The sequence below is a fragment of the Pseudarthrobacter humi genome, from assembly GCF_024294965.1.
Classification (GTDB): Bacteria; Actinomycetota; Actinomycetes; order Actinomycetales; family Micrococcaceae; genus Arthrobacter; species Arthrobacter humi.
Genome location: NZ_JANCLV010000001.1, coordinates 304,177 through 323,907, shown reverse-complemented (window position 1 = coordinate 323,907; position 19,731 = coordinate 304,177). Strand labels below are relative to the sequence as shown.

Annotated in this window: 18 protein-coding genes; 8 read left to right on the top strand and 10 right to left on the bottom strand. The window is 64.7% G+C overall.

The genetic code is table 11. The annotated features are described in order from the left end of the window. Positions 1-64: 64 nt before the first annotated feature. From treZ to glmS, 7 genes are all read right to left on the bottom strand, one after another. Complete coding sequence (gene treZ, locus NFC73_RS01640) at positions 65-1,855, bottom strand: malto-oligosyltrehalose trehalohydrolase (RefSeq protein WP_254747105.1); 1,791 nt, start codon at positions 1,853-1,855, stop codon at positions 65-67. Then, the gene (treY, locus tag NFC73_RS01635) at positions 1,852-4,194 is read right to left on the bottom strand and encodes a malto-oligosyltrehalose synthase (protein WP_254747103.1); all 2,343 of its coding nucleotides are present in this window, start codon (positions 4,192-4,194) and stop codon (positions 1,852-1,854) included. Before treY ends, treZ begins: the two co-directional genes overlap by 4 nt. After that, positions 4,191-6,446, bottom strand: coding sequence for a glycogen debranching protein GlgX (gene glgX / locus NFC73_RS01630; RefSeq protein WP_254747100.1), 2,256 nt, complete (start codon positions 6,444-6,446; stop codon positions 4,191-4,193). Before glgX ends, treY begins: the two co-directional genes overlap by 4 nt. A 72-nt stretch (positions 6,447-6,518) precedes the next feature. After that, on the bottom strand, positions 6,519-8,132 hold the full coding sequence (locus NFC73_RS01625; protein ID WP_254747098.1) for an NAD(P)H-hydrate epimerase: 1,614 nt from the start codon (positions 8,130-8,132) through the stop codon (positions 6,519-6,521). A gap of 37 nt (positions 8,133-8,169) precedes the next feature. Further along, positions 8,170-8,517, bottom strand: coding sequence for a holo-ACP synthase (locus NFC73_RS01620; protein WP_056344245.1), 348 nt, complete (start codon positions 8,515-8,517; stop codon positions 8,170-8,172). A 71-nt stretch (positions 8,518-8,588) separates the two neighbouring features. Further along, complete coding sequence (locus NFC73_RS01615) at positions 8,589-9,035, bottom strand: hypothetical protein (RefSeq protein ID WP_254747096.1); 447 nt, start codon at positions 9,033-9,035, stop codon at positions 8,589-8,591. Positions 9,036-9,651: 616 nt separating this feature from the next. After that, the gene (gene glmS, locus NFC73_RS01610) at positions 9,652-11,544 is read right to left on the bottom strand and encodes a glutamine--fructose-6-phosphate transaminase (isomerizing) (RefSeq protein ID WP_254747093.1); all 1,893 of its coding nucleotides are present in this window, start codon (positions 11,542-11,544) and stop codon (positions 9,652-9,654) included. An 88-nt stretch (positions 11,545-11,632) separates the two neighbouring features. Here glmS and coaA point away from each other — a divergent pair, with 88 nt between their 5' ends. The 3 genes from coaA to mscL all read left to right on the top strand — a co-directional run bounded on the left by coaA (position 11,633) and on the right by mscL (position 13,927). Next, positions 11,633-12,598, top strand: a complete 966-nt coding sequence (gene coaA, locus NFC73_RS01605) for a type I pantothenate kinase (protein WP_254747091.1) — start codon at positions 11,633-11,635, stop codon at positions 12,596-12,598. A gap of 5 nt (positions 12,599-12,603) precedes the next feature. Then, the gene (locus NFC73_RS01600) at positions 12,604-13,473 is read left to right on the top strand and encodes a M15 family metallopeptidase (RefSeq protein WP_254747089.1); all 870 of its coding nucleotides are present in this window, start codon (positions 12,604-12,606) and stop codon (positions 13,471-13,473) included. 64 nt (positions 13,474-13,537) lie between these two features. Beyond that, positions 13,538-13,927 carry a large conductance mechanosensitive channel protein MscL gene (gene mscL, locus NFC73_RS01595; RefSeq protein ID WP_254747087.1) on the top strand — a complete coding sequence of 130 codons (390 nt, stop codon included), beginning with the start codon at positions 13,538-13,540 and terminating at the stop codon, positions 13,925-13,927. A gap of 65 nt (positions 13,928-13,992) precedes the next feature. Here mscL and glmM read toward each other — a convergent pair whose 3' ends face one another. The 3 genes from glmM to rplM all read right to left on the bottom strand — a co-directional run bounded on the left by glmM (position 13,993) and on the right by rplM (position 16,481). Continuing rightward, positions 13,993-15,354 (bottom strand): phosphoglucosamine mutase, encoded by a 1,362-nt coding sequence (gene glmM, locus NFC73_RS01590; protein ID WP_254747085.1) that lies wholly within the window; start codon positions 15,352-15,354, stop codon positions 13,993-13,995. Positions 15,355-15,492: 138 nt separating this feature from the next. After that, positions 15,493-15,999, bottom strand: a complete 507-nt coding sequence (rpsI, locus tag NFC73_RS01585; protein ID WP_056344277.1) for a 30S ribosomal protein S9 — start codon at positions 15,997-15,999, stop codon at positions 15,493-15,495. Between the two features lie 38 nt (positions 16,000-16,037). Continuing rightward, positions 16,038-16,481: a 50S ribosomal protein L13 gene (rplM, locus tag NFC73_RS01580; protein WP_058931751.1), complete on the bottom strand. Its 444-nt coding sequence runs from the start codon at positions 16,479-16,481 to the stop codon at positions 16,038-16,040. Between the two features lie 298 nt (positions 16,482-16,779). Between rplM and NFC73_RS01575 the strand changes: the two genes are divergently transcribed. The 5 genes from NFC73_RS01575 to NFC73_RS01555 all read left to right on the top strand — a co-directional run bounded on the left by NFC73_RS01575 (position 16,780) and on the right by NFC73_RS01555 (position 19,731). Further along, entirely contained in the window at positions 16,780-17,445 is a 666-nt protein-coding gene (locus NFC73_RS01575; RefSeq protein WP_254747083.1) for a prepilin peptidase, read from the top strand. A 279-nt stretch (positions 17,446-17,724) separates the two neighbouring features. Next, entirely contained in the window at positions 17,725-17,919 is a 195-nt protein-coding gene (locus NFC73_RS01570) for a Flp family type IVb pilin (protein ID WP_254747081.1), read from the top strand. A 131-nt stretch (positions 17,920-18,050) separates the two neighbouring features. Further along, positions 18,051-18,254, top strand: a complete 204-nt coding sequence (locus tag NFC73_RS01565) for a Flp family type IVb pilin (RefSeq protein ID WP_254747079.1) — start codon at positions 18,051-18,053, stop codon at positions 18,252-18,254. Continuing rightward, on the top strand, positions 18,254-18,691 hold the full coding sequence (locus NFC73_RS01560) for a TadE/TadG family type IV pilus assembly protein (RefSeq protein ID WP_254747077.1): 438 nt from the start codon (positions 18,254-18,256) through the stop codon (positions 18,689-18,691). Before NFC73_RS01565 ends, NFC73_RS01560 begins: the two co-directional genes overlap by 1 nt. Beyond that, on the top strand, positions 18,679-19,731 hold the full coding sequence (locus NFC73_RS01555) for a pilus assembly protein TadG-related protein (RefSeq protein ID WP_254747075.1): 1,053 nt from the start codon (positions 18,679-18,681) through the stop codon (positions 19,729-19,731). Before NFC73_RS01560 ends, NFC73_RS01555 begins: the two co-directional genes overlap by 13 nt.

The following is a 19,731-nucleotide window of genomic DNA, read 5'->3' as shown; positions in this document are numbered from 1 at the left end:
CCGAGCCGCCCATCACGGCTGGTCAGTACGCGAATAGTACGCCCGGGTCACTCCAGTGTCTACGTTAACTTGAGGTTACTTCCGTCCCAGCAGTCAGAACCGCCCCACTGTACGCCGCCAACAGGAACGATTCGCCGTCCGGCAATGAGCCTTCGTCCGTCGAAAGCAGCACCGTGCCCCGCGCACTGTCCAGCCGAACAGGCGACGCCGAGAAGTTCAGCAGCACTTCCACGGACCCGCGCCGGAAGCGCAACCAGCGGGCGTCGTCGTCGAACGTCACGTCCGTTTCCGCGAACCCCAGGCCGGCCAGTTCGGGGTACGCGCGCCGCAGCGCGGTCAGCGAGCGGTAGAGCGAGAGGAGGCGCGCATGGTCACCGTCAGCAGCCTCCGCCCAGTTGAGCTTGGAGCGCCGGAACGTTTCGGGATCCTGCGGATCGGGGACGACGGCGGGATCCCACCCCATGCGCTCGAACTCGCGGATCCTGCCCTCCGCCGTCGCCTTGCCCAGCTCCGGCTCGGGATGCGACGTGAAAAACTGCCAGGGCGTGGAGGCACCGAATTCCTCGCCCATAAACAGCATCGGCGTAAACGGCGAGGTCAGCGTCAGCACTGCGGCCACAGCCAGCGGACCGTACGGCAGGGACTGGGACAGCCTGTCCCCGATGGCCCGGTTGCCGATCTGGTCGTGGTTCTGGCTGCACACCACCAGGGCAGCGGGGTGGATCAGCGAGGTGTTGATGGGCCGGCCGTGATGGCGTCCGCGGAAGCTGGAGTAGCTGCCGTCGTGCAGGAAGCCGTCCTTCAGGACCTTGGCCAGCACGCCGAGCGACGCGAAGTCGCCGTAATACCCTGCAGTCTCGCCGCTGACGTTGACGTGCACCGCGTGGTGGAAGTCGTCGCTCCACTGCCCGGCGAGGCCGTAGCCGTTGGCGTCGCGGGGGTAGATCAGCCGCGGATTGTTCAGGTCCGATTCGGCGATGAGGGTCTTGGGAAGCCCGGTCTCCGCGGATACCGCATCGCCCAGCGCGCCGAACTCTTCCAGGAGGTGCACGGCCCGCTCGTCGCGCAGCGCGTGGACGGCATCCAGGCGCAGGCCGTCCACGTGATAGTCGCGCAGCCACAGCGCGGCATTGTCCAGGATGTATTCACGCACGACGTCGGACCCCGGGCCGTCGAGGTTGACCGAATCGCCCCATGTGTTGGCGTCGCCCTGGTTGAGGTAGGGGCCGAACCTGGGCAGGTAGTTGCCGCTGGGTCCCAGGTGGTTGTAAACCACATCCTGGATGACCCCCAGCCCGGCAGCGTGGGCGGCATCCACAAAACGCTGGTAGGCCGCAGGACCGCCGTAGCCTTCGTGGACCGCGAACCACTGCACACCGTCGTAGCCCCAGTTGTGGGTTCCGTTGAACCCGTTGACCGGGAGCAGCTCGACAAAATCGATGCCGAGGTCCGCGAGGTAGCCGAGCTTGTCCCCGGCCGCGTCCAAGGTTCCTTCGGGGGTGAAGGTTCCCACATGGAGTTCGTAGATGACCGAACCGCGCAGTTCCTTGCCCTGCCAGCCCGCGTCCTGCCAGGCGTAGGAGCCGGGATCGTACGTGCGGGACAGCGCGTGGACACCGTCCGGGAGGCGGCGGGACCGCGGGTCCGGCAGCGGGTTCGTATCGCCGTCGAGCAGGTAGCCGTAATCCACGTCTGCGTCCGCCGGCGCGTCCGGCGCGGACCACCAGCCATTTGCGCCGGGGACTCCCGCCACCTGCTTCATGGTGTACTGCTGCCCGTTGGCGAGCAGCGAGACGGCCGAGGCGTCCGGGGCCCAGACATCGAACCGGCCGGAACCGCGGTGCGTGAGGCTCATGCGTTGTCTCCGATCACGGGCGCGAGCAGCGCCACAGGGTATTGCTGGAAGATGCCGGCTACCGGCACCGGGCCGGGGCCGTGCGTCCGTCCCGTGAGTTCGTCCCGCATGGAGGTGGAAAGTTCGACGGCGGTGTCCCGCCATCCGCCGGCGCGTTCCAGCCCGGAGGGAAGCCGAGTGGCCAGGGTCAAGGCGCCGGGTGTGCCGCCAGCGCCGGTGCTGTCCTCCCCGCGGTCGAACGCCACCAGATGATCAGAGGCGGGGCCGGAAGCAAAAACGGGCCGGTAGCCCTGGAAGAGTTCGGGCCGGTCCCGGCGGAGGCGCAGCGCCCGGGAGGTCGCCAGCAGTTTCGCAGCCTCGTCCCGGAAGTCTGCCGGAAGCGTGCCGGCATCCAGCACGGCAAGGGCCGTTTCGCGGCGCTGGAAGTCCACTGCCCGCCGGTTGTCCGGGTCGGCCAGCGAGCGGTCCCGGAATTCGGTGCCCTGGTAGACATCCGGCACTCCCGGCATGGTCAGCTGGAGCAGCTTCAGGGACAGCGAGTTGGAAGCGGCAAAGGCATTCGTCCTGGCGACGAAGTCCTCGATCGCCGTGGTGACCCGGGCGTCGTCGAACGCTGCGTCCACCGCTGCCTTGACCCGTGCTTCGAACTTTTCGTCCGGATCCGTCCAGGTGGTGGAATTGGCTGCTTCCCGGGCCGCCTTCTCCGCATAGGTCTGCAGCCGCTCCCGCGACGCCGGCCACGCACCGATGACCGCCTGCCACAGCAGGTTCTCGAACGGGCCGTCGGGCACAGGGGCGAGCCCGCGAAGCGCGTCCAGGGTTGCTGCCCACTCGTCCGGCAGCTCGGCGATCACGGAGATCCGGGCCCGGGTGTCCTCGCTGCGCTTGGTGTCGTGCGTGGTCAGCGTGGTCATGGACAGTGGCAGGGATGCCTGGCGCTCGGCCAACCGCCGGTGGAACTCTTCCGGGTCGAGGGAGAAATGGGAAGGGTCCGCTCCCACTTCCGTCAGTGTCCCCAGCCGGGTGTACCGGTAGAAGGCCGTGTCCTCAACACCCTTGGCCATCACCATGCCGGACGTCTGCTGGAAGCGCTGGCCCAGTTCGGTCTCGGGCTTCAAGAGCAGGGGCAGCAGCACGTCCAACACGTCGGCCAGGTCAGGGCGCTGGCGGGCCGCGGCCGCGCAGGCCTCGCGCAGCACGTCCTCACCCGTGGGCAGATAGGTCCGGTACACGGGGAATGCCGCGATGACCTGGGCCAAGGCATCCGCCGCCACAAGCTCGGACAAATTCGCGGAAGCCGGCACCAGGCGTGCCAGCCGCAGGATCTCGGACCGCAGCATGCCATCAGCCACGGCACGCTTCGTCCCCAGGATCATGGCCGCATAGTCCGCAGGTTCCCCGGAGCGGAGCCGTGCATCCAACGCGTCCAAACCGGCCTCGCCGGCCGGATCCACGAACAGGCGGTCCAGATCGGCCAGGGCGTCGTAACCAGTGGTTCCCTCGCAGGACATTTCCGGCGGGAGCTCCTCCCCCGGCTCCAGGATCTTCTCCACCAGGACGTAGGCTCCGCCGCTGATGTCCTTGAGCCTGCGAAGGTACCCGGAAGGATCCGCCAGGCCGTCCGGATGGTCCACGCGCAGCCCGTCGGCCAGGCCGTCGTCGAACCAGCGCTTGACCTCGGCATGGGCTTGGTCGAAGACCCAAGGGTCCTCCACGCGGATGCCCGCCAGGGTGTTGACCGCGAAGAAGCGCCGGTAGTTCAGCTCGCTGTCCGCCCGGCGCCAGGAAACGAGTTCGTAGTGCTGCCGGTCATGGACAGCACGTGCCGAGTCGCCGTCGGAACATGAACCTTCGGCCAACGGAAAGCGGTGGTCATAGTAACGAAGCTCGCCATCGGCGACTTCCAGCACATCAAGGTCGTCATCGCTGCCCAGGACCGGGATCCGGATCCGGCCGGCACCAAAGTCCCAGTCGACGTCGAACGCTTCCGCGTAAGGCGAGCCGCGCCCTTCCTGCAACAGCGACCACCACCACGGGTTCTGCGCCGGCGAGGCCACGCCCACATGGTTGGGAACGATGTCCACCAGCACGCCCATGCCCTGGGCGCGGGCAGCCTCGGAGAGTGCCCGCAGCCCCTCCGGGCCGCCCCGCTCCGGGTCCACCAACGACGGGTCCGTCACGTCATAGCCGTGATCGGAACCGTGTTCCGCCGTCAGGATCGGCGACAGGTAGACCCAGTCAACGCCCAGTGATTTCAGGTACGGAACGGTCGCGGCAGCATCAAAGAGCGTGAAGCTGCTGCGGATCTGGAGCCGGTAGGTGGACGCCGGAACCTTCACTTTGCCTGGTCTTTCGGTTTGCTGACCTTTTTCGTTTTCTTGGGCTCGGGCACGGTAGGCGTGCTGAGCGCTTCGGTCTCGCTGGTGCTGGTCTGCGTCAGGGCAGCCAGCGACGCAGCTACTGAGTGGTCCGGCTCCGCTTCCTCCACCATGTGCGCCCTGAGGACCACCAGTGACTTGGCATCCACAGGAAGGATCTGGCCCGCTTTCACGGGGGCAGTGTCCGCGTTATGTCCGGCGGTGTCGATGATGATGTCCCACGCCGGTGCATACTCGTCGTTTGGAAGGGTGAAGTTCACCATGTCATCGTGTGCGTTGAAGTACAGCACGAAGTTCACGTCGGTAATCCGGCGGCCGCGGGCGTCCTTGCCCTGGATGCCGTCGCCGTTAAGAAATACACCGACCGAGCGGCCGAAACCGCTGTCCCAGTCCTCCGGCTTCATGGTATCGCCGTCGAGGTCCAGCCATACGATGTCCGGCAGCCGCTCGCCTTCGCCTCTGCGGACGGGGCGGCCGTCGAAGAACCTGCTCCGGCGGAACGTGGGGTGCTTGGCGCGGAGCGCGTTGACGGCGGCAGTGAATTCGACGAGGGGCTGGTCGATGTTCTCCCAGTTGATCCAGGTCAGTTCGGAATCCTGGCAGTAGCCGTTGTTGTTGCCCTGCTGTGTGCGGCCCAGTTCGTCACCGTGCAGCAGCATGGGCACACCCTGGGACAGCAGCAGCGAGGCGATGAAGTTCCGCTGCTGGCGGGCGCGCAGCCCCAGAACGGCAGGATCGTCGGTGGGGCCTTCGGCGCCGCAGTTCCAGGACCGGTTGTGGGATTCGCCGTCGTTGTTGTCCTCGCCGTTGGCGTCGTTGTGCTTCTCGTTGTAGGACACCAGGTCCGCCAGTGTGAAGCCGTCATGGGCGGTGACAAAGTTGATCGATGCAACGGGCCGGCGGCCCGAGTGCTCGTACAGGTCAGCGGACCCGGTAATGCGGGAGGCGAATTCGCCCAGTGTGGCCGGTTCACCGCGCCAGAAGTCGCGGACGGTGTCGCGGTACTGGCCGTTCCACTCCGTCCACTGCGGCGGGAAGTTGCCCACCTGGTAGCCGCCGGGACCCACATCCCAGGGCTCGGCGATGAGCTTGACCTGGGAAACCACGGGGTCCTGCTGGATGAGTTCGAAGAAGGTGGAGAGTTTGTCCACATCGTAGAACTCGCGGGCCAGGGTGGACGCGAGGTCGAAGCGGAAGCCGTCGACATGCATTTCCGTGACCCAGTACCGCAGGGAATCCATGAGCAACTGCAGCGAGTGCGGCTGGCGGACATTGAGCGAGTTGCCCGTGCCCGTGTAGTCCATGTAGTGCTTCTCGTCGCCCTCCATGAGCCGGTAATAGGAGGCGTTGTCGATGCCCTTGAAGGACAGCGTGGGGCCCAGGTGGTTGCCCTCGGCGGTGTGGTTGTAGACCACGTCCAGGATGACCTCGATGCCCGCCCGGTGCAGGGTGCGGACCATCGCCTTGAAGTCCTGGACCTGCTGGCCGGTGTCGCCGGTGGAACTGTAGGTGTTCTGCGGCGCGAAGAAGCCGATGGTGTTGTAGCCCCAGTAGTTGTTCAGGCCCTTGTCTTTCAAGGTGCCCTCGTTGACGAACTGGTGGACCGGCATCAGTTCGATGGCGGTGACGCCCAGCTTCTGGAGGTGCGAGATGACCGACGGGTGCGCAACGCCGGCATAGGTGCCCCGCTGCTCCTCGGGGATCTCGGGGTGGAGCTGGGTCAGGCCCTTGACGTGGGCCTCGTAAATGACCGACTTGTGGTACGGAATGCGCAGGTTATGGTCGCCGTCCCAGTCGAAGAACGGGTTGATCACCACGCCCATCATCATGTGCGGCGCGGAGTCCTCATTGTTGATGGAGTCCGGCTCGCCCAGGTTGTAGGAGAAGAGCGCCGGCTCCCAGTCCATCTGCCCGTGTACGGCCTTGGCATAGGGGTCCAGGAGCAGTTTGTTGGGGTTGAAGCGGTTGCCGGAGTCAGGGTCGTAGGGCCCGTGGACGCGGTAACCGTATTTCTGGCCCGGCTGGACCTGCGGGATGTAGCCGTGCCACACGTAGCCGTCCACTTCATCAAGCGTGAACCGCGTTTCGACGCCGTCGTCATCGAAGAGGCACAGCTCGATCTTTTCGGCGCGTTCGCTGAACAAAGCGAAGTTCGTGCCGGTCCCGTCAAAAGTGGCGCCAAGCGGATAAGCCGTTCCGGGCCAGATTTCCATACGTGCTCCTCATCGTTGTTCGACAGCGGGTGTGTGGACACAAAACCGCCCCTGCCGGTACAAAACCTATGCCTACGGTAGCGGGTGGGTGTGACTATTACGTTTCTGGCCCGCCGGTTTACTAAGCAGACTGACTTTATACCAGACGTCTGGTACGGCGTCCGCAATCCGGCCGGCCGTCAGCGGTCCGCCGGCGGAGGCGGCCGCTCCCGCCAAGCCGTGGAGGCTGGCCCCGAGGGCGGCAATCGCTGCCCAGCGCTCGTCCGGATCGATGCCCGCAGCACGGAAGCGCCCGACGTCGGGCCCCATTTGGGCGAGCAGCGCACCGATGATCCCGGCCAGTACGTCGCCGCTTCCGGCGGTGGCGAGCCACGCCGTGCCGTCCGCCTGGCTGTAGAAATCCTGGAAGGGCGACGCGACCACCGTGGTGGCGCCCTTCAGCAGCACAGTGGCCTCGGTCAGCACGGCCGCGTGCCGGGCCGCGCCAAGGGTGGAGGACTCGACGGCGGTACGGTCCGGGGCGGGATCAAAGTCCGGGCTGTCCGGGGACGAGGCGAGCCGCTGCAGGAGGGCCGCCAGTTCGCCGGCGTGCGGCGTGAGAACCACCTGTGGCGCCAGGATCGCGGGCAGGGCGGGAAGCGCCCCGGCGTCGGCGATCACGGGCAGGCCGGATTCCACGGCGTCACGGGCGCGCTGGAGCTGTTCTGTATTGGCGGGTCCCATGCCTGAACCCACCAGCCACGCCTGGACGTGCGTCTCCGCCACGGTGCCCGTGCTGCACACCACCTCCGGGCACGACTGCCGCACCAGGTCGGCCACCTCGGGCGGGCCCAGGTAGCGGACCATCCCTGCGCCGGCCGCCAGCGCACCCCGGCAGGCCAGCACGGCGGCGCCCGGATAGTCGGCGGATCCGGCCACGACGCCCAGGACGCCGCGCGAATACTTGTGCGAGCGCCTCCCGGGCTGCGGCAGGAGCCGGGCCAGGTCCACCGGCTCAAACCTGCGCAGTGCAGGCCAGGCCAGTTCCTCTTCGATGCCGATAGGCACCACGTGAATGCGGCCGGCGTGATCGGCACCCGGGTCCGCCAGCAGCCCCACCTTGGCGGCGGCGAAAGTTACGGTCACATCCGCGGACAGCACCGGCGCATGGGCTTCCCCGGTGTCGGCATCAACGCCGCTGGGGATATCGCAGGCAACCACAATCCCCTGTGCCATGGACGCTAGCCGCAAATCCGAGAGGCCGCTCACGAGATCGGCTGCAGCTCCGCGAAGGCCGCCGCGGGCGCCCGTCCCCAGGATTGCGTCAATTACGACGTCGGCATCCGCCACGTGTGCGGCCAGCTGGCTGGCGTTGGATTCGGTGAGGAGATGCACGCGCCCGCCGGCGCGCTCAAAGGCAGCCAGCGCCTCGGCGTGGGCCGTTCCGGCGGTGAGTACCGCCGTCGTACGCATTCCCCTGGCGGCCAGGAACGAGGCGGCGAAGAGGCCATCTCCCCCGTTGTTGCCCTTGCCTGCGAGGACGGCCACGCTGGCGCCGTAAAGCCGCCGGCTGCGTGCCTGAAGCTCGCGGACCACGGCGTTGGCGAGCCCATGGGAGGCCCGCTGCATCAGAACACCGCCCATGCCGGCAGCCAGGAACGGCTGTTCTGCCGCCCTGATCTGGGTTCCGGTATAGGCGCTGATCATGGTGTCAGGTCCGTCGTTGGGCTGAGTAGTAAGTGGCTCAGCCTTCGGCCAGGACCGTGGCCGTGGCGATCCCGCCATCGTGGCTCATGGAGACGTGCCAGCGCTTGACGCCCTTGGACTCGGCCACCGCCAGCACAGTTCCCTTGACCTGGATGGTGGGTCCGTGCTGGTCCAGGCCGATCCAGCAGTCCTGCCAGTTCATGCCGGCCGGCGCGCCGAGGACCTTGGCCACGGCCTCCTTGGCGGCGAACCGCGCGGCCAGGGAACGGGTGTTCAGTTCGCGTTCCGCGGGCACGAACAGCCGGTCCCGGAGCCCCGGGGTGCGTTCAAGCTGGCGGCCGAACCGCTCGATGTCTACAACGTCTACGCCAATGCCAACGATCATGGCGCTATTCTACGGGGACGTTCACAGCCTGCCGTGCACAACCTGCGACATAGGCCCCCTTGCCCCGGACGCTAGTGCCGTAGACTCGCGTGTGCCCAAGGACTGTCGAGCTCGTGTGAGGACGGACGGGAATGGTGCACCACCGACTGAAGAAGCATGACTGTACTCTTCACACCGCTGATGTTGTCGAGCGCCTGGGACTCCTCGTGCCATGCATCGCGGAGGAGGAGGTCGAACCGGTTCGGCCGGCCGAGTTGGCGGACTGGATCTCCATCGAGGCCGAGGACGAACCCGAGATCGCCAAACACGGCTGGCTGGTGGAACTGGACGACGGGGTCGGTCTGCTCGTTCGCCCCGATCACGACGATCTGGCGGACCTGTTGGGAGAGCAGGTCGGTGTCCGCTCGGTTGTCCAGCTCGATCGCGAAGTGTTCGCCGTCGAAGCGCCCCGGTTGTGTGCCGATGGACTGCGCGCAGCCGTTATACAGGCCGTCGCTGCTGCCAACAGCAGGGCCCATAACCCGCATCCGGCGGGTCAGCCGGGCGCCCCGGCCGGAGACGGCCTCGCCCCGCCCGACCCAGGCGCCACGGCTCAGACAACACGGCCGGCACAGACCATGGAACCTCCCGAGGACGACGACCTGTGCCGGCTGGTCTCCGGAGACGCCGCCAGTGACGGCCAGAGAGTTCAAATATGGGTCAACCGGAACGGCATCCTCATCCTGCCCGCCGGCACCATCCCGCACGGCCCCCTGGACCACAGCGAGAACCCACACTTTCAGCGCGCCATCGTTACGTCAGCTCGTGCGTCCGAACTTGCAAAGCGCCATGCAGGGAGATGGATCCCCTATTCCTCCCTCAGCGACGTCGGGCTGCTCCGCCCCCGGGCTGGTGCGGCGTCGCTGGCGAGCTACCGTCGTCGAGCGAAGTGGCGCTTCTGCCTCGTTGAGCTGGCGAGGTACCCGTCCACACGCCCTGCTATTCGGGGTCTACGTCGTTGCCGGGCGCAGCCGCGGACCGGTGGACGGGCTGCCCTAAGAGGGCGGGCCGGGTAATAAACGGAAGCCCCGAGCCTAAGGCTCGGGGCTTCCATTTCGCTTGGCACCGACCGGCTCTTGGCCGGCCGGTCTGCGGTTACTCGACGGTGACGCTCTTGGCGAGGTTGCGGGGCTGGTCCACGTCGTAGCCCTTGGCCGAGGCGAGGGCCAGGGCGAAGATCTGCAGCGGGACGGTGCTGAGCAGTGGGGCCAGCAGCACGGGGGTTTCCGGGATGTAGAAGACGTGCTCGGCGTAGGCCTTGACTGCTTCGTCGCCCTCTTCGGCGATCACAATGGTCTTGGCGCCGCGCGCCCGGACTTCCTGGATGTTCGAGACCACCTTGGCGTGCAGCGAGTCGCGGCCGCGCGGGGACGGGACCACCACGAACACGGGCTGGCCCTCCTCGATCAGCGCGATCGGGCCGTGCTTGAGCTCACCGGCGGCGAAGCCCTCAGCGTGGATGTACGCGAGCTCCTTGAGCTTCAGCGCACCTTCCATGGCCACCGGGAAGCCGACATGGCGACCCAGGAACAGCACCGACTTCGCATCCGCCATGGACACGCCGAGTTCCTTGATCTGCGCCTCGTTGTCCAGGATCCGCTGGATCTTGGCCGGGATCTTGTTCAGATCCGCCAGGATGTCCTTGATCTCGCCCTGGAACTTGTTCCCGCGCAGCTGCGCCAGGTACAGGCCCAGCAGGTACGCGGCGGTGATCTGGGCCAGGAACGCCTTGGTGGAGGCGACGGCGATTTCCGGGCCGGCGTGGGTGTAGAGCACGGCGTCGGATTCGCGCGGGATGGTGGAGCCGTTGGTGTTGCAGATCGAAACCGTCTTGGCGCCCTGTTCCTTGGCGTACCGGACAGCCATCAGGGTATCCATCGTCTCCCCTGACTGGGAGATCGAAACGATCAGGGTGTTCTCGTCCACGATCGGGTCCCGGTACCGGAACTCGTGGGAGAGTTCCACCTCGGTGGCGATCCGGCACCAGTGCTCGATGGCGTACTTGGCCACCTGCCCGGCATACGCCGACGTGCCGCAGGCCAGCACAATGATCTTGTCGACGTTCTTGAGCAGCTGCGGGTCAATGCGGAGCTCATCCAGGGTCAGTTTGCCGTTGACGTCTGAACGGCCCAGCAGGGTCTGCAGCACGGCGTCGGGCTGGTCATGGATTTCCTTCTCCATGAAGGACGGGAACCCGCCCTTTTCCGCCGATTCCGGGTCCCAGTCAACGTGGTATTCCTTGCCCTCGGCCGGGGCGCCATAGAAATCGGTGATCTCCACCGTGTCCGCGGTGATGGTGACAATCTGGTCCTGGCCCAGCTCCACCGCGCGGCGGGTGTAGTCAATGAACCCGGACACGTCCGAGCCCAGGAAGTTCTCGCCCTCCCCCAGGCCCACCACCAAAGGTGAGTTGCGGCGGGCGGCAACCACAACATCGGGCTGGTCCGCGTGGACCGCCAGCAGCGTGAACGCACCTTCCAGGCGCTGGCAGGCGTACTGCATCGCCAGCGTCAGGCCGCCGTCGGACGCAACACCACCGAGCTTGTGGCGGAAGATATCGCCCAGCAGCACGGCCGCGACCTCGGTGTCCGTCTCGGACTCGAACGCGTAGCCCTTGCCCACCAGCTCACGTTTGAGCTCGGCGAAGTTCTCGATGATGCCGTTGTGGATCAGGGCCAGCTTGCCGCCGTCGGACAGGTGCGGGTGCGCGTTCTGGTCCGTGGGCCCGCCGTGCGTGGCCCAGCGGGTGTGGCCGATGCCGGTGAACGTTTCCGGCAGCGGACGCTCCTCCAGCTCGGCGAGGAGGTTGCTCAGCTTGCCGGACTTCTTCCGGGACTCGATGGCACCTTGCGAGACCACCGCGACACCTGCGGAGTCGTAACCCCGGTACTCCAGACGGCGCAATCCCTCAAGGACTACATCCAACGCACTGTGACCGGCATTCACACGGCCAGCAGAATGGCCCACATATCCAACGATTCCACACATGGGCTCCAGCTTATCGGCAGCGGCGTTGAGATCTAAACTTAGGGTGCTCCATTTCGCTCTCAGCCGCGCGAAGGGCAGAATCTCTATAGTGACTTTGCAACGCAATGAAGCGAACGGTGAGGGTGTCTCCCCGTTCGTTGAGCTGGACCGCCAGACCTGGTCCCGGCTCGCCGCCCAGATGGAGCAGCCCCTTAACGAAGAGGACATTGTCCGTCTGCGTGGCCTCGGCGATCCCCTGGACATGAAGGAGATCCGCGAGGTCTACCTGCCCCTGTCACGGCTCCTGCACCTTTATGTGGAAGCCGCGGGCCAGCTTCATTCGGCCACCACCACCTTCCTGGGTGAGCAGACCCAGCGCACTCCGTTTGTCATTGGCGTGGCCGGCTCGGTGGCCGTGGGCAAGTCCACCATCGCCCGCGTGCTCCGGGAGATGCTGCGGCGCTGGCCCGGCACCCCCAACGTTGAGCTGATCACCACGGACGGCTTCCTCTACCCCCTGGCGGAGCTCAAGCGCCGCCAGCTGCTGGAACGCAAAGGCTTCCCCGAGTCCTACGACCGCCGCGCGCTGCTGCGCTTTGTGAGCGAGGTCAAGGGCGGCGCCGAGGAAGTCCGGGCGCCCTGGTACTCCCACGTTACGTACGACATCGTGCCGGACAAGGAAGTGGTGGTCCGCCGCCCGGACGTGCTGATTGTGGAGGGCCTGAATGTGCTGGCCCCGGCCCGCCCGCGCCACGACGGCAAGCAGGGCCTGGCGGTGAGTGATTTCTTCGACTTCTCCATCTATGTCGACGCCAAGACCGCCTACATCGAGGAATGGTATGTGGAGCGGTTCCGCAGGCTCCAGAGCACCGCGTTCGCGCAGCCTGAGTCTTACTTCCACCGGTATGCCACGCTGTCCCCTGCCGAAGCCGAGCGCACCGCCAGGGACATCTGGAAGCGCATCAACGAGCCAAACCTGGAGGAAAACGTCCTTCCCACCCGGGGCCGCGCCCAACTGGTTCTGACCAAGGACGCGGACCACTCCATCCGCCGCATGCTGCTGCGGAAGGTTTAACACGCGTGTGCCACGACTGCGTGGCAGGCGGCCGCTCGGGAGCCAGCCGCCGCTCCTTCGCCCGCTTCCTTGCCGCCGGAGCCGGGCTGACGGTCCTGGCAGCGTGCACGCCGGAGGCACCCGCCGCGGTGACGCCGTCGTCCTCCTCCCCTGTACCTGGGGTGACCTCCGCATCCCCGTCCGCCGTCGCGGTCCCTTCAGTGGAAAGCACGACGGCGGCAGCTGAGCCGCCGCCGCAGGCTCCCGTACCGCCGTCGGCAGCGCTGCCCCGACAGTTTTCGCTGACGGATCCGGCCAGCCCGTGGCTGGTGGTCAACAAACACCGTCCGCTGGCGCCGGCGGACTACGTTCCGGCGGACCTGGTCCAGCCGAACGTCATGCTGGCCGTATCCGGCGAGGCGGCCCTGCTGAACAGGACGACGGCGGCGGCCGCGGAAGCAATGTTCGCCGCGGCCGCGCAGGACGGCGTCATCATGACGCTGGCCAGCGGTTACCGCTCCTACGGCACGCAGGTGGCCACGTACAACGGCTATGTGGCAGCCCGCGGCCAGGCCGATGCCGACACGGCAAGCGCCCGGCCCGGCTACTCGGAGCACCAGACCGGCTGGTCCTTTGACATCGGAGACGGCGGCGGGGCGTGCGGCTTCCAGCCATGCTTCGCCGACCAGCCGGCGGCTGTGTGGGCGAAGGCGAACGGCCATCGCTTCGGATTTGTGGTGCGGTATCCGTGGATGTTCCACCCGGTCACCGGCTACTACTACGAGCCGTGGCACCTGCGGTACATCGGCGTCGAAGCCGCCACGGACATGGCGACCCGGGGCATCAGCACCGTGGAGGATTACTTCGGGGTGGACGCGGCGCCGGGGTACGCCTGAACACCGTGCTGATGTGTTGCAGGGCGTCATCCCCTGTTAACGGCAATGCGCTAGCTTGGTACTCATGCTGACAGGATTCAAGAATTTCATTATGAAGGGCAATGTCGTTGACCTTGCCGTAGCCGTTGTGATGGGTGCCGCATTCAGCTCCGTCGTGACCTCTATCGTCCAGGGCCTGCTGACGCCTCTGATCGGACGTCTGTTCAGTGCCAAGGGCGTTGAAGAGATGCAGTGGGAGGGATTCATGTACGGGTCCGTCATCTCCTCCATCATTTCTTTCGTGCTGGTGGCCGCCTCCATCTACTTCGTGGTGGTACTTCCCATGAACCACATGATCGAGCTCCGTAACCGCAAGCTGGGAATCAACAAGGATGTCAAGGAAGAGGCTGCAGAGGATCCGCAGATCGCCCTGCTGACCGAAATCCGGGACTCGCTGCAGCAGCGCACCCCGTAACCTCACCGCAGACAAGTGTGGCCCGCTTCCTGACGGAGGCGGGCCGCACCTGGTTGTGTCGTGGATCAGTCGGTGACCAGCTCGAGCGCGAGCTCGTTGCGGACAACCTGGGCCAGGCGTTCAGCGATGGAGTGGGCTGTTGCCTCATCCCCTGCTTCCACCATGACCCGCACTACGGGCTCAGTGCCTGAGGGGCGGAGCAGGACACGTCCGTTATCGCCCAGCTCGGCTTCGGCCAGGACCACGGCCTGCGCCAGCGCGTCGGAACTAGCCACCCGGGTGCGGTCAACGCCCCTGACGTTGATGAGTACCTGCGGGAGCTTGGTCATCACAGTGGCGAGCTGCTTGAGCGGCCGGCCGGTCAGGGCGACCTGCGCGGCAATCTGGAGCCCTGTGAGGACGCCGTCGCCTGTGGTGGCGTAGTCAGCGAAGATCACGTGGCCGGACTGCTCGCCGCCGAGGTTGTATCCGCCGTCCCGCATCTCCTCAAGGACGTAGCGGTCCCCGACGCCTGTTTCGCGGATCGTGATGCCTGCTTGGCGCAGTGCGATCTTGAGGCCGAGGTTGCTCATCACGGTGGCCACCAGGACGTCGTCGATGAGCTTGCCTGAGGCTTTGAGGGCGACGGCCAGGATCGCCATGATCTGGTCACCGTCCACCACTGTGCCTTCGTGGTCCACAGCGAGGCAGCGGTCGGCGTCGCCGTCGTGGGCGATGCCGAGGTCGGCTCCGTGCTTCAGCACGGCGGCTTTGAGCGGACCGAGATGGGTGGAGCCCACGCCTTCATTGATGTTGTGGCCGTCCGGCTCGGCGCCGATCACGATAACGTCGGCGCCGGCGTCCTTGAAGACCTGGGGTGAGCAGCCGCTGGCGGCGCCGTGGGCGCAGTCCAGGACTACCTTCAGCCCGTCGAGGCGGTGCGGGAGCGTCTGCAGGAGGTGGACGATGTAGCGGTCTTCGGCGTCGGAGAAGCGCTGGATCCGGCCGACGTCGCTGCCGACGGGCCGCTGCGGCTCCTTGCCCATCTGCTCCTCGATGGCGTTCTCCACGTCATCAGGAAGCTTCTGCCCGCCGCGCGCGAAGAACTTGATGCCGTTATCAGGGGCCGGATTATGCGAGGCCGAGATCATGACGCCGAAGTCGGCGTCGAGGTCTGCCACGAGGTAGGCCGCGGCCGGCGTCGGGAGTACGCCGGCGTCGTAGACATCAATACCGGAGCTTGAGAGCCCAGCCTCAACGGCGGCGGCGATGAATTCCCCGCTGGCGCGGGGGTCGCGCGCCACCACGGCGCGGGGCCGGGTGCCCTTGGTATTGCGGTCATGACCAAGCACGACGGCGGCCGCCTGGGCCACGTTCATCGCCAGCTCGGCAGTCAACAGGCCGTTAGCCAGGCCCCGGACACCATCTGTTCCAAATAATCTAGACATCGTGGACAAGTCTAGAGGACGGCGGCGCGGGGCTTTGAACGGGCTGGTCAGAGTGACGCCGGAGTCACTGGGCGAAGCGCCGCTTAACGGCAGAAGCCCGCCCCGCCAATGGCGGGACGGGCTTCTGTGCAAGCGGGTTTAGCGCTTGGAGTACTGCTGAGCCTTACGGGCCTTCTTGAGACCGGCCTTCTTACGCTCGATGACGCGTGCGTCACGGCGAAGGTAACCAGCCTTCTTCAGGGTGGCGCGGTTGTTCTCGGTGTCGATCTCGTTCAGTGAACGGGCGATGCCGAGGCGCAGGGCACCGGCCTGGCCGGAGATGCCGCCACCGTGGATGCGGGCGATAACGTCGTAGGCGCCATCAAGATCGAGGATCTTGAAGGGCTCGTTGACGTCCTGCTGGTGCAGCTTGTTCGGGAAGTAGTTGTCCAGCGCGCGGCCGTTGATGGTCCACTTGCCGGTGCCGGGCACGATGCGCACGCGGGCTACAGCTTCCTTGCGACGGCCAACTGCGGCGCCGGCAACGGTCAGTGCCGGGCGTTCCTTCTTCGGCGCTTCTGCTTCCGCAGGACCGCTCTCCGAGGTGTAGCTGGTCGGGTTTTCCTCAGCCACAACGGCCTCGGTGGTCTCTTCGTTCTGAGCCACGATTCTCCTTGTATAGATAAGTTGTTTGGTGGCCAGGACTACTGGGCGACCTGGGAAATTTCGAACGTCTTGGGCTGCTGCGCGGCGTGCGGGTGCTCTGCACCGCGGTACACCTTCAGCTTGCCCAGCTGCTGTGCAGCGAGGGAGTTCTTGGGGAGCATGCCCTTGATGGCCTTCTCAACGGCGCGGACCGGGTTGGATTCCAGGAGTTCCGCGTAGTTGACGGAGGTCAGGCCGCCCGGGTAGCCGGAGTGGCGGTATGCGCGCTTCTGCTCCAGCTTGGCGCCGGTCAGGGCAACCTTCTCGGCGTTGATGATGATGACGAAGTCGCCCATGTCCATGTGGGACGCAAAGGTGGCCTTGTGCTTGCCGCGCAGCAGGATTGCGGTCTGGCTCGCGAGACGACCAAGGACAACGTCTGTGGCGTCAATGACGTGCCACTGGCGGTTGATATCGCCGGGCTTCGGGGTGTACGTACGCACGGTTTTTGCCTCGTTCTTGTTCTGGCGTTCTTGTTTAGGTGTCACTCAAGCGTGTGCACCTACTATCTATGCGCTACCGGAACAGAGGTGAGGGCTCTATGTAACCAGTGATCCTGAAGTCCCGAATGTGCTCGTTGAGTAGTTATCCTGCAACCGGATTCTCAAGCGGGCACGCATCATCGAGAAAGGACACGCACAACGACTACCAATGTTAGCTTGAACCAGGCCTCAGGGTCAAAATGGGGTAGCCGGACGCTCCGTCGCCACCAGCCGGCCCGATGCATGCAGGGGGACTCTAGTGATTTCGTTGGGCAACGCCGCCACCTCCGAACCACTGTTTGTGGCGGTCATCGGACTCCTGGGATTCATTCTTGCACCTCTGGCCGAGATGGCCATCGCCAGGCTCCTCCCCCGGCTTGGCGGGCTGCCTGCCACCCGGGTCCGGGTTACGACGGCGATCATCACGTTTGTGCTGTGCACCGCCTTTGCGTATCGCTTTGGGCCGGATACCGCACTCCCGGCTTTTATTCTTCTTGCTGTCATGGGTGTGCAGCTGGCAAGAATTGATTTCTCGCTGCATTTGCTGCCGAACCCCCTGGTCCTTTTCGTGTTCTTGGGTGGCTGTTCCTTGTTTCTCGCGTCGGTTTTTGCAGAACCGCAGTGGGCTAGCCTCCTTCGAGCCTTGGCCGGAGCCGCAATCCTGTTCGTCATGTACCTGATCATGGCGTTAATTTCCCCCGGCGCCATCGGAATGGGCGACGTCAAGCTCGCGGGACCGGTCGGCCTCTACCTGGGGTACCTAGGATGGAGCCAGCTCCTGTACGGCGGCCTGCTGGGCTTCATTCTGAATGGCCTTGTCACCTTGTATGTAGTGCGCAGGAACCGTGTTGGGCGCGCCTCAGAAGTGGCCCACGGACCCTCCATGCTCGCCGCAGCCGCGGGCGTTGCCCTCTTCATGCTCTAGCCTGTGGGGCCCTGGCAGGCCACTCCCGTCGAGATGCCGCGCTCGGCAATCCAAGTAGTGGTTTCCTAAAGGACTCCTGTCGTGTGAGTACTCGCCCGCGGTGGTTCGAGTACGCCCGCAAAACACACCTCAGAAAGTCGAGTACCACTACGCATTGTTGGCCCGGAACGCCGGTGCCAATCTTTCCTTAGCGAAGTCCAGCCGCTAAGAATCATGGGGGCAGCTGGAAATTCGTTGAAAGTAATATCCAATCAATTTCATCGAATTAAGGAACCTAAAATGACTTCTCTCATGGTCTCAATGACTGCTTACATCGCCGGCCTCCGGGATCGCCTCGCGTCCGAAAAGGGTGCGACCGCAGTTGAATACGGACTTCTTGTAGCTCTGATCGCGGCTGTGATCGTTGTCATGGTCGGCCTGGTAGGCCAGGACGTCCTGACAGCCTTCACCACCATCGAGACTGCACTGCCGTAATAGCAGCCTTTATTAGGGAGCCCAGTGGTGCGGCCGGATAGATCGAGCGTCTGCTCTACGATTTCGGTTCCGCCGCTGGGCTCCCTATTTTGTCCATCCGTCCTCTTTTCTCAATTCCACAAGGAGGGGTTATGCACGGTTTCAGGATTCAGCTTCGAACACTCGCGGCGCGCTTGGCCACCAGCATGCGTCAAGCCTTTTTGAGCGAAGGCGGCGCCACATCCATTGAATACAGCTTCTTAGTCGTATTAATCGCGGCCATCATCGTCACAGTTGTTGGGCTCATTGGCCAGCATCTCTTGCCTGGATTTCAGATAGTTGAGGCTGGTTTCTGATGCGTTTCCTTCAGAGATTTCGCGACAGCCGTTCACCCGAGCGAGGCGCAGTAGCGGTCGAGTTCGCACTCGTACTTCCCATATTTGTCCTGCTCGTATTTGGCATCGCCGAGTACGGGCGTGCTTTCAACATCCAAGTTTCGTTGAGTGAAGCGGCACGAGAAGCGTCCCGCTACGCCGCCATTCATTCGTCTGATACGGGGTATACGCCAGCAGATGCCCGCTCAGCTGGCATCGCCGCGGCACCTTCGGTTCCGCTCGTCCCTGCTGATATAGCCATAGCCTATTCGCCGGGTTCTGCGTGCGCGGCTGACAGCAACGTGATCGTGACCATAACCTATTCAGTTCCTTACATGACGGGCCTGCCGAACTTGGTCCCAGGCATGTCACCGAACCTCACCGTTTCAAGCAGAGGTGTAATGCGATGCGCAGGATAAAGACGGATGAATCTGAACGGGGTGTAGTTGCCCCACTAACTGCGATCCTGCTGGTCTTTCTTTTGGGAATGACTGCGCTGGCAGTAGACGTCGGGATGATGTATTCGGAGCACGCCCAATTGCAAAACGGTGCCGATTCATCTGCTCTGGCCATTGCCCAGGCGTGTGCCGCCAGCCCGCCGGCTGCCGCCTGCAGCACGCCCCTCTCGTCGGCGTCTGTTTACGCTAACGGGAACGCCGTCGACGAACACAGCAACGTCGTGACGGCTACCGTAAATGCGGGCACGGTCGATGTGACCACTGAGTCCCGCGACGACGCAGGCAACAATCACCTGTCCCTGGTGTTCGCGCGAGTGCTAGGAATCGACACCACGGTCATCCATGCGTCGGCTCAGGCGAAGTTCGGCGGTTTTATGGCCGGCAACGTCTTTCCGCTTTCGTTCTCGAAATGCGAATCCGATCCGGGATTCACAAAAGCCCTTCAGTTCTTTCCAGAGCATGGCAACGCCATTGCCGATATGCCCGGCTATGAGTGCGTCACTCCGTCCTCGTCCGGTCTTGAAGTTCCTGGAGGCTTCGGCTGGCTCGATCATCCGGCAGGGTCATGCACTGCATCAGTAAACATCGCAGATCCCTGGGTCGGAACGAACACCGGACACAACTATGACAGCGACTGCGCAACTCTGCTGAACAAATGGGGTGCGATTCTATCCCAACCCGGTGGAACGGTCGACATTCTTATTCCGATCTTCGACGACGTACGGGGTACTGGTGCCAATGCAGAATTTCACATTGAAGCGTTCGCACAAATTTCGCTACGAGGATGGAACTTCGGCGGCGGAACCAAGTTGCCTAAGGACTATATGACACCGGACGCCACGGTCCTCCACGATCAGCTCGTCGCTGACAAAGACATAAAGCTCAAAAACAGCGATAACGGAATCTACGGAGAATTCATAAAGAAAGTTTCGCTAGCGGAATTGGGCACACTCGGAGGTCCCACAACCTATGGGGCTCTTGGGGCCAAACTCTCTAACTAG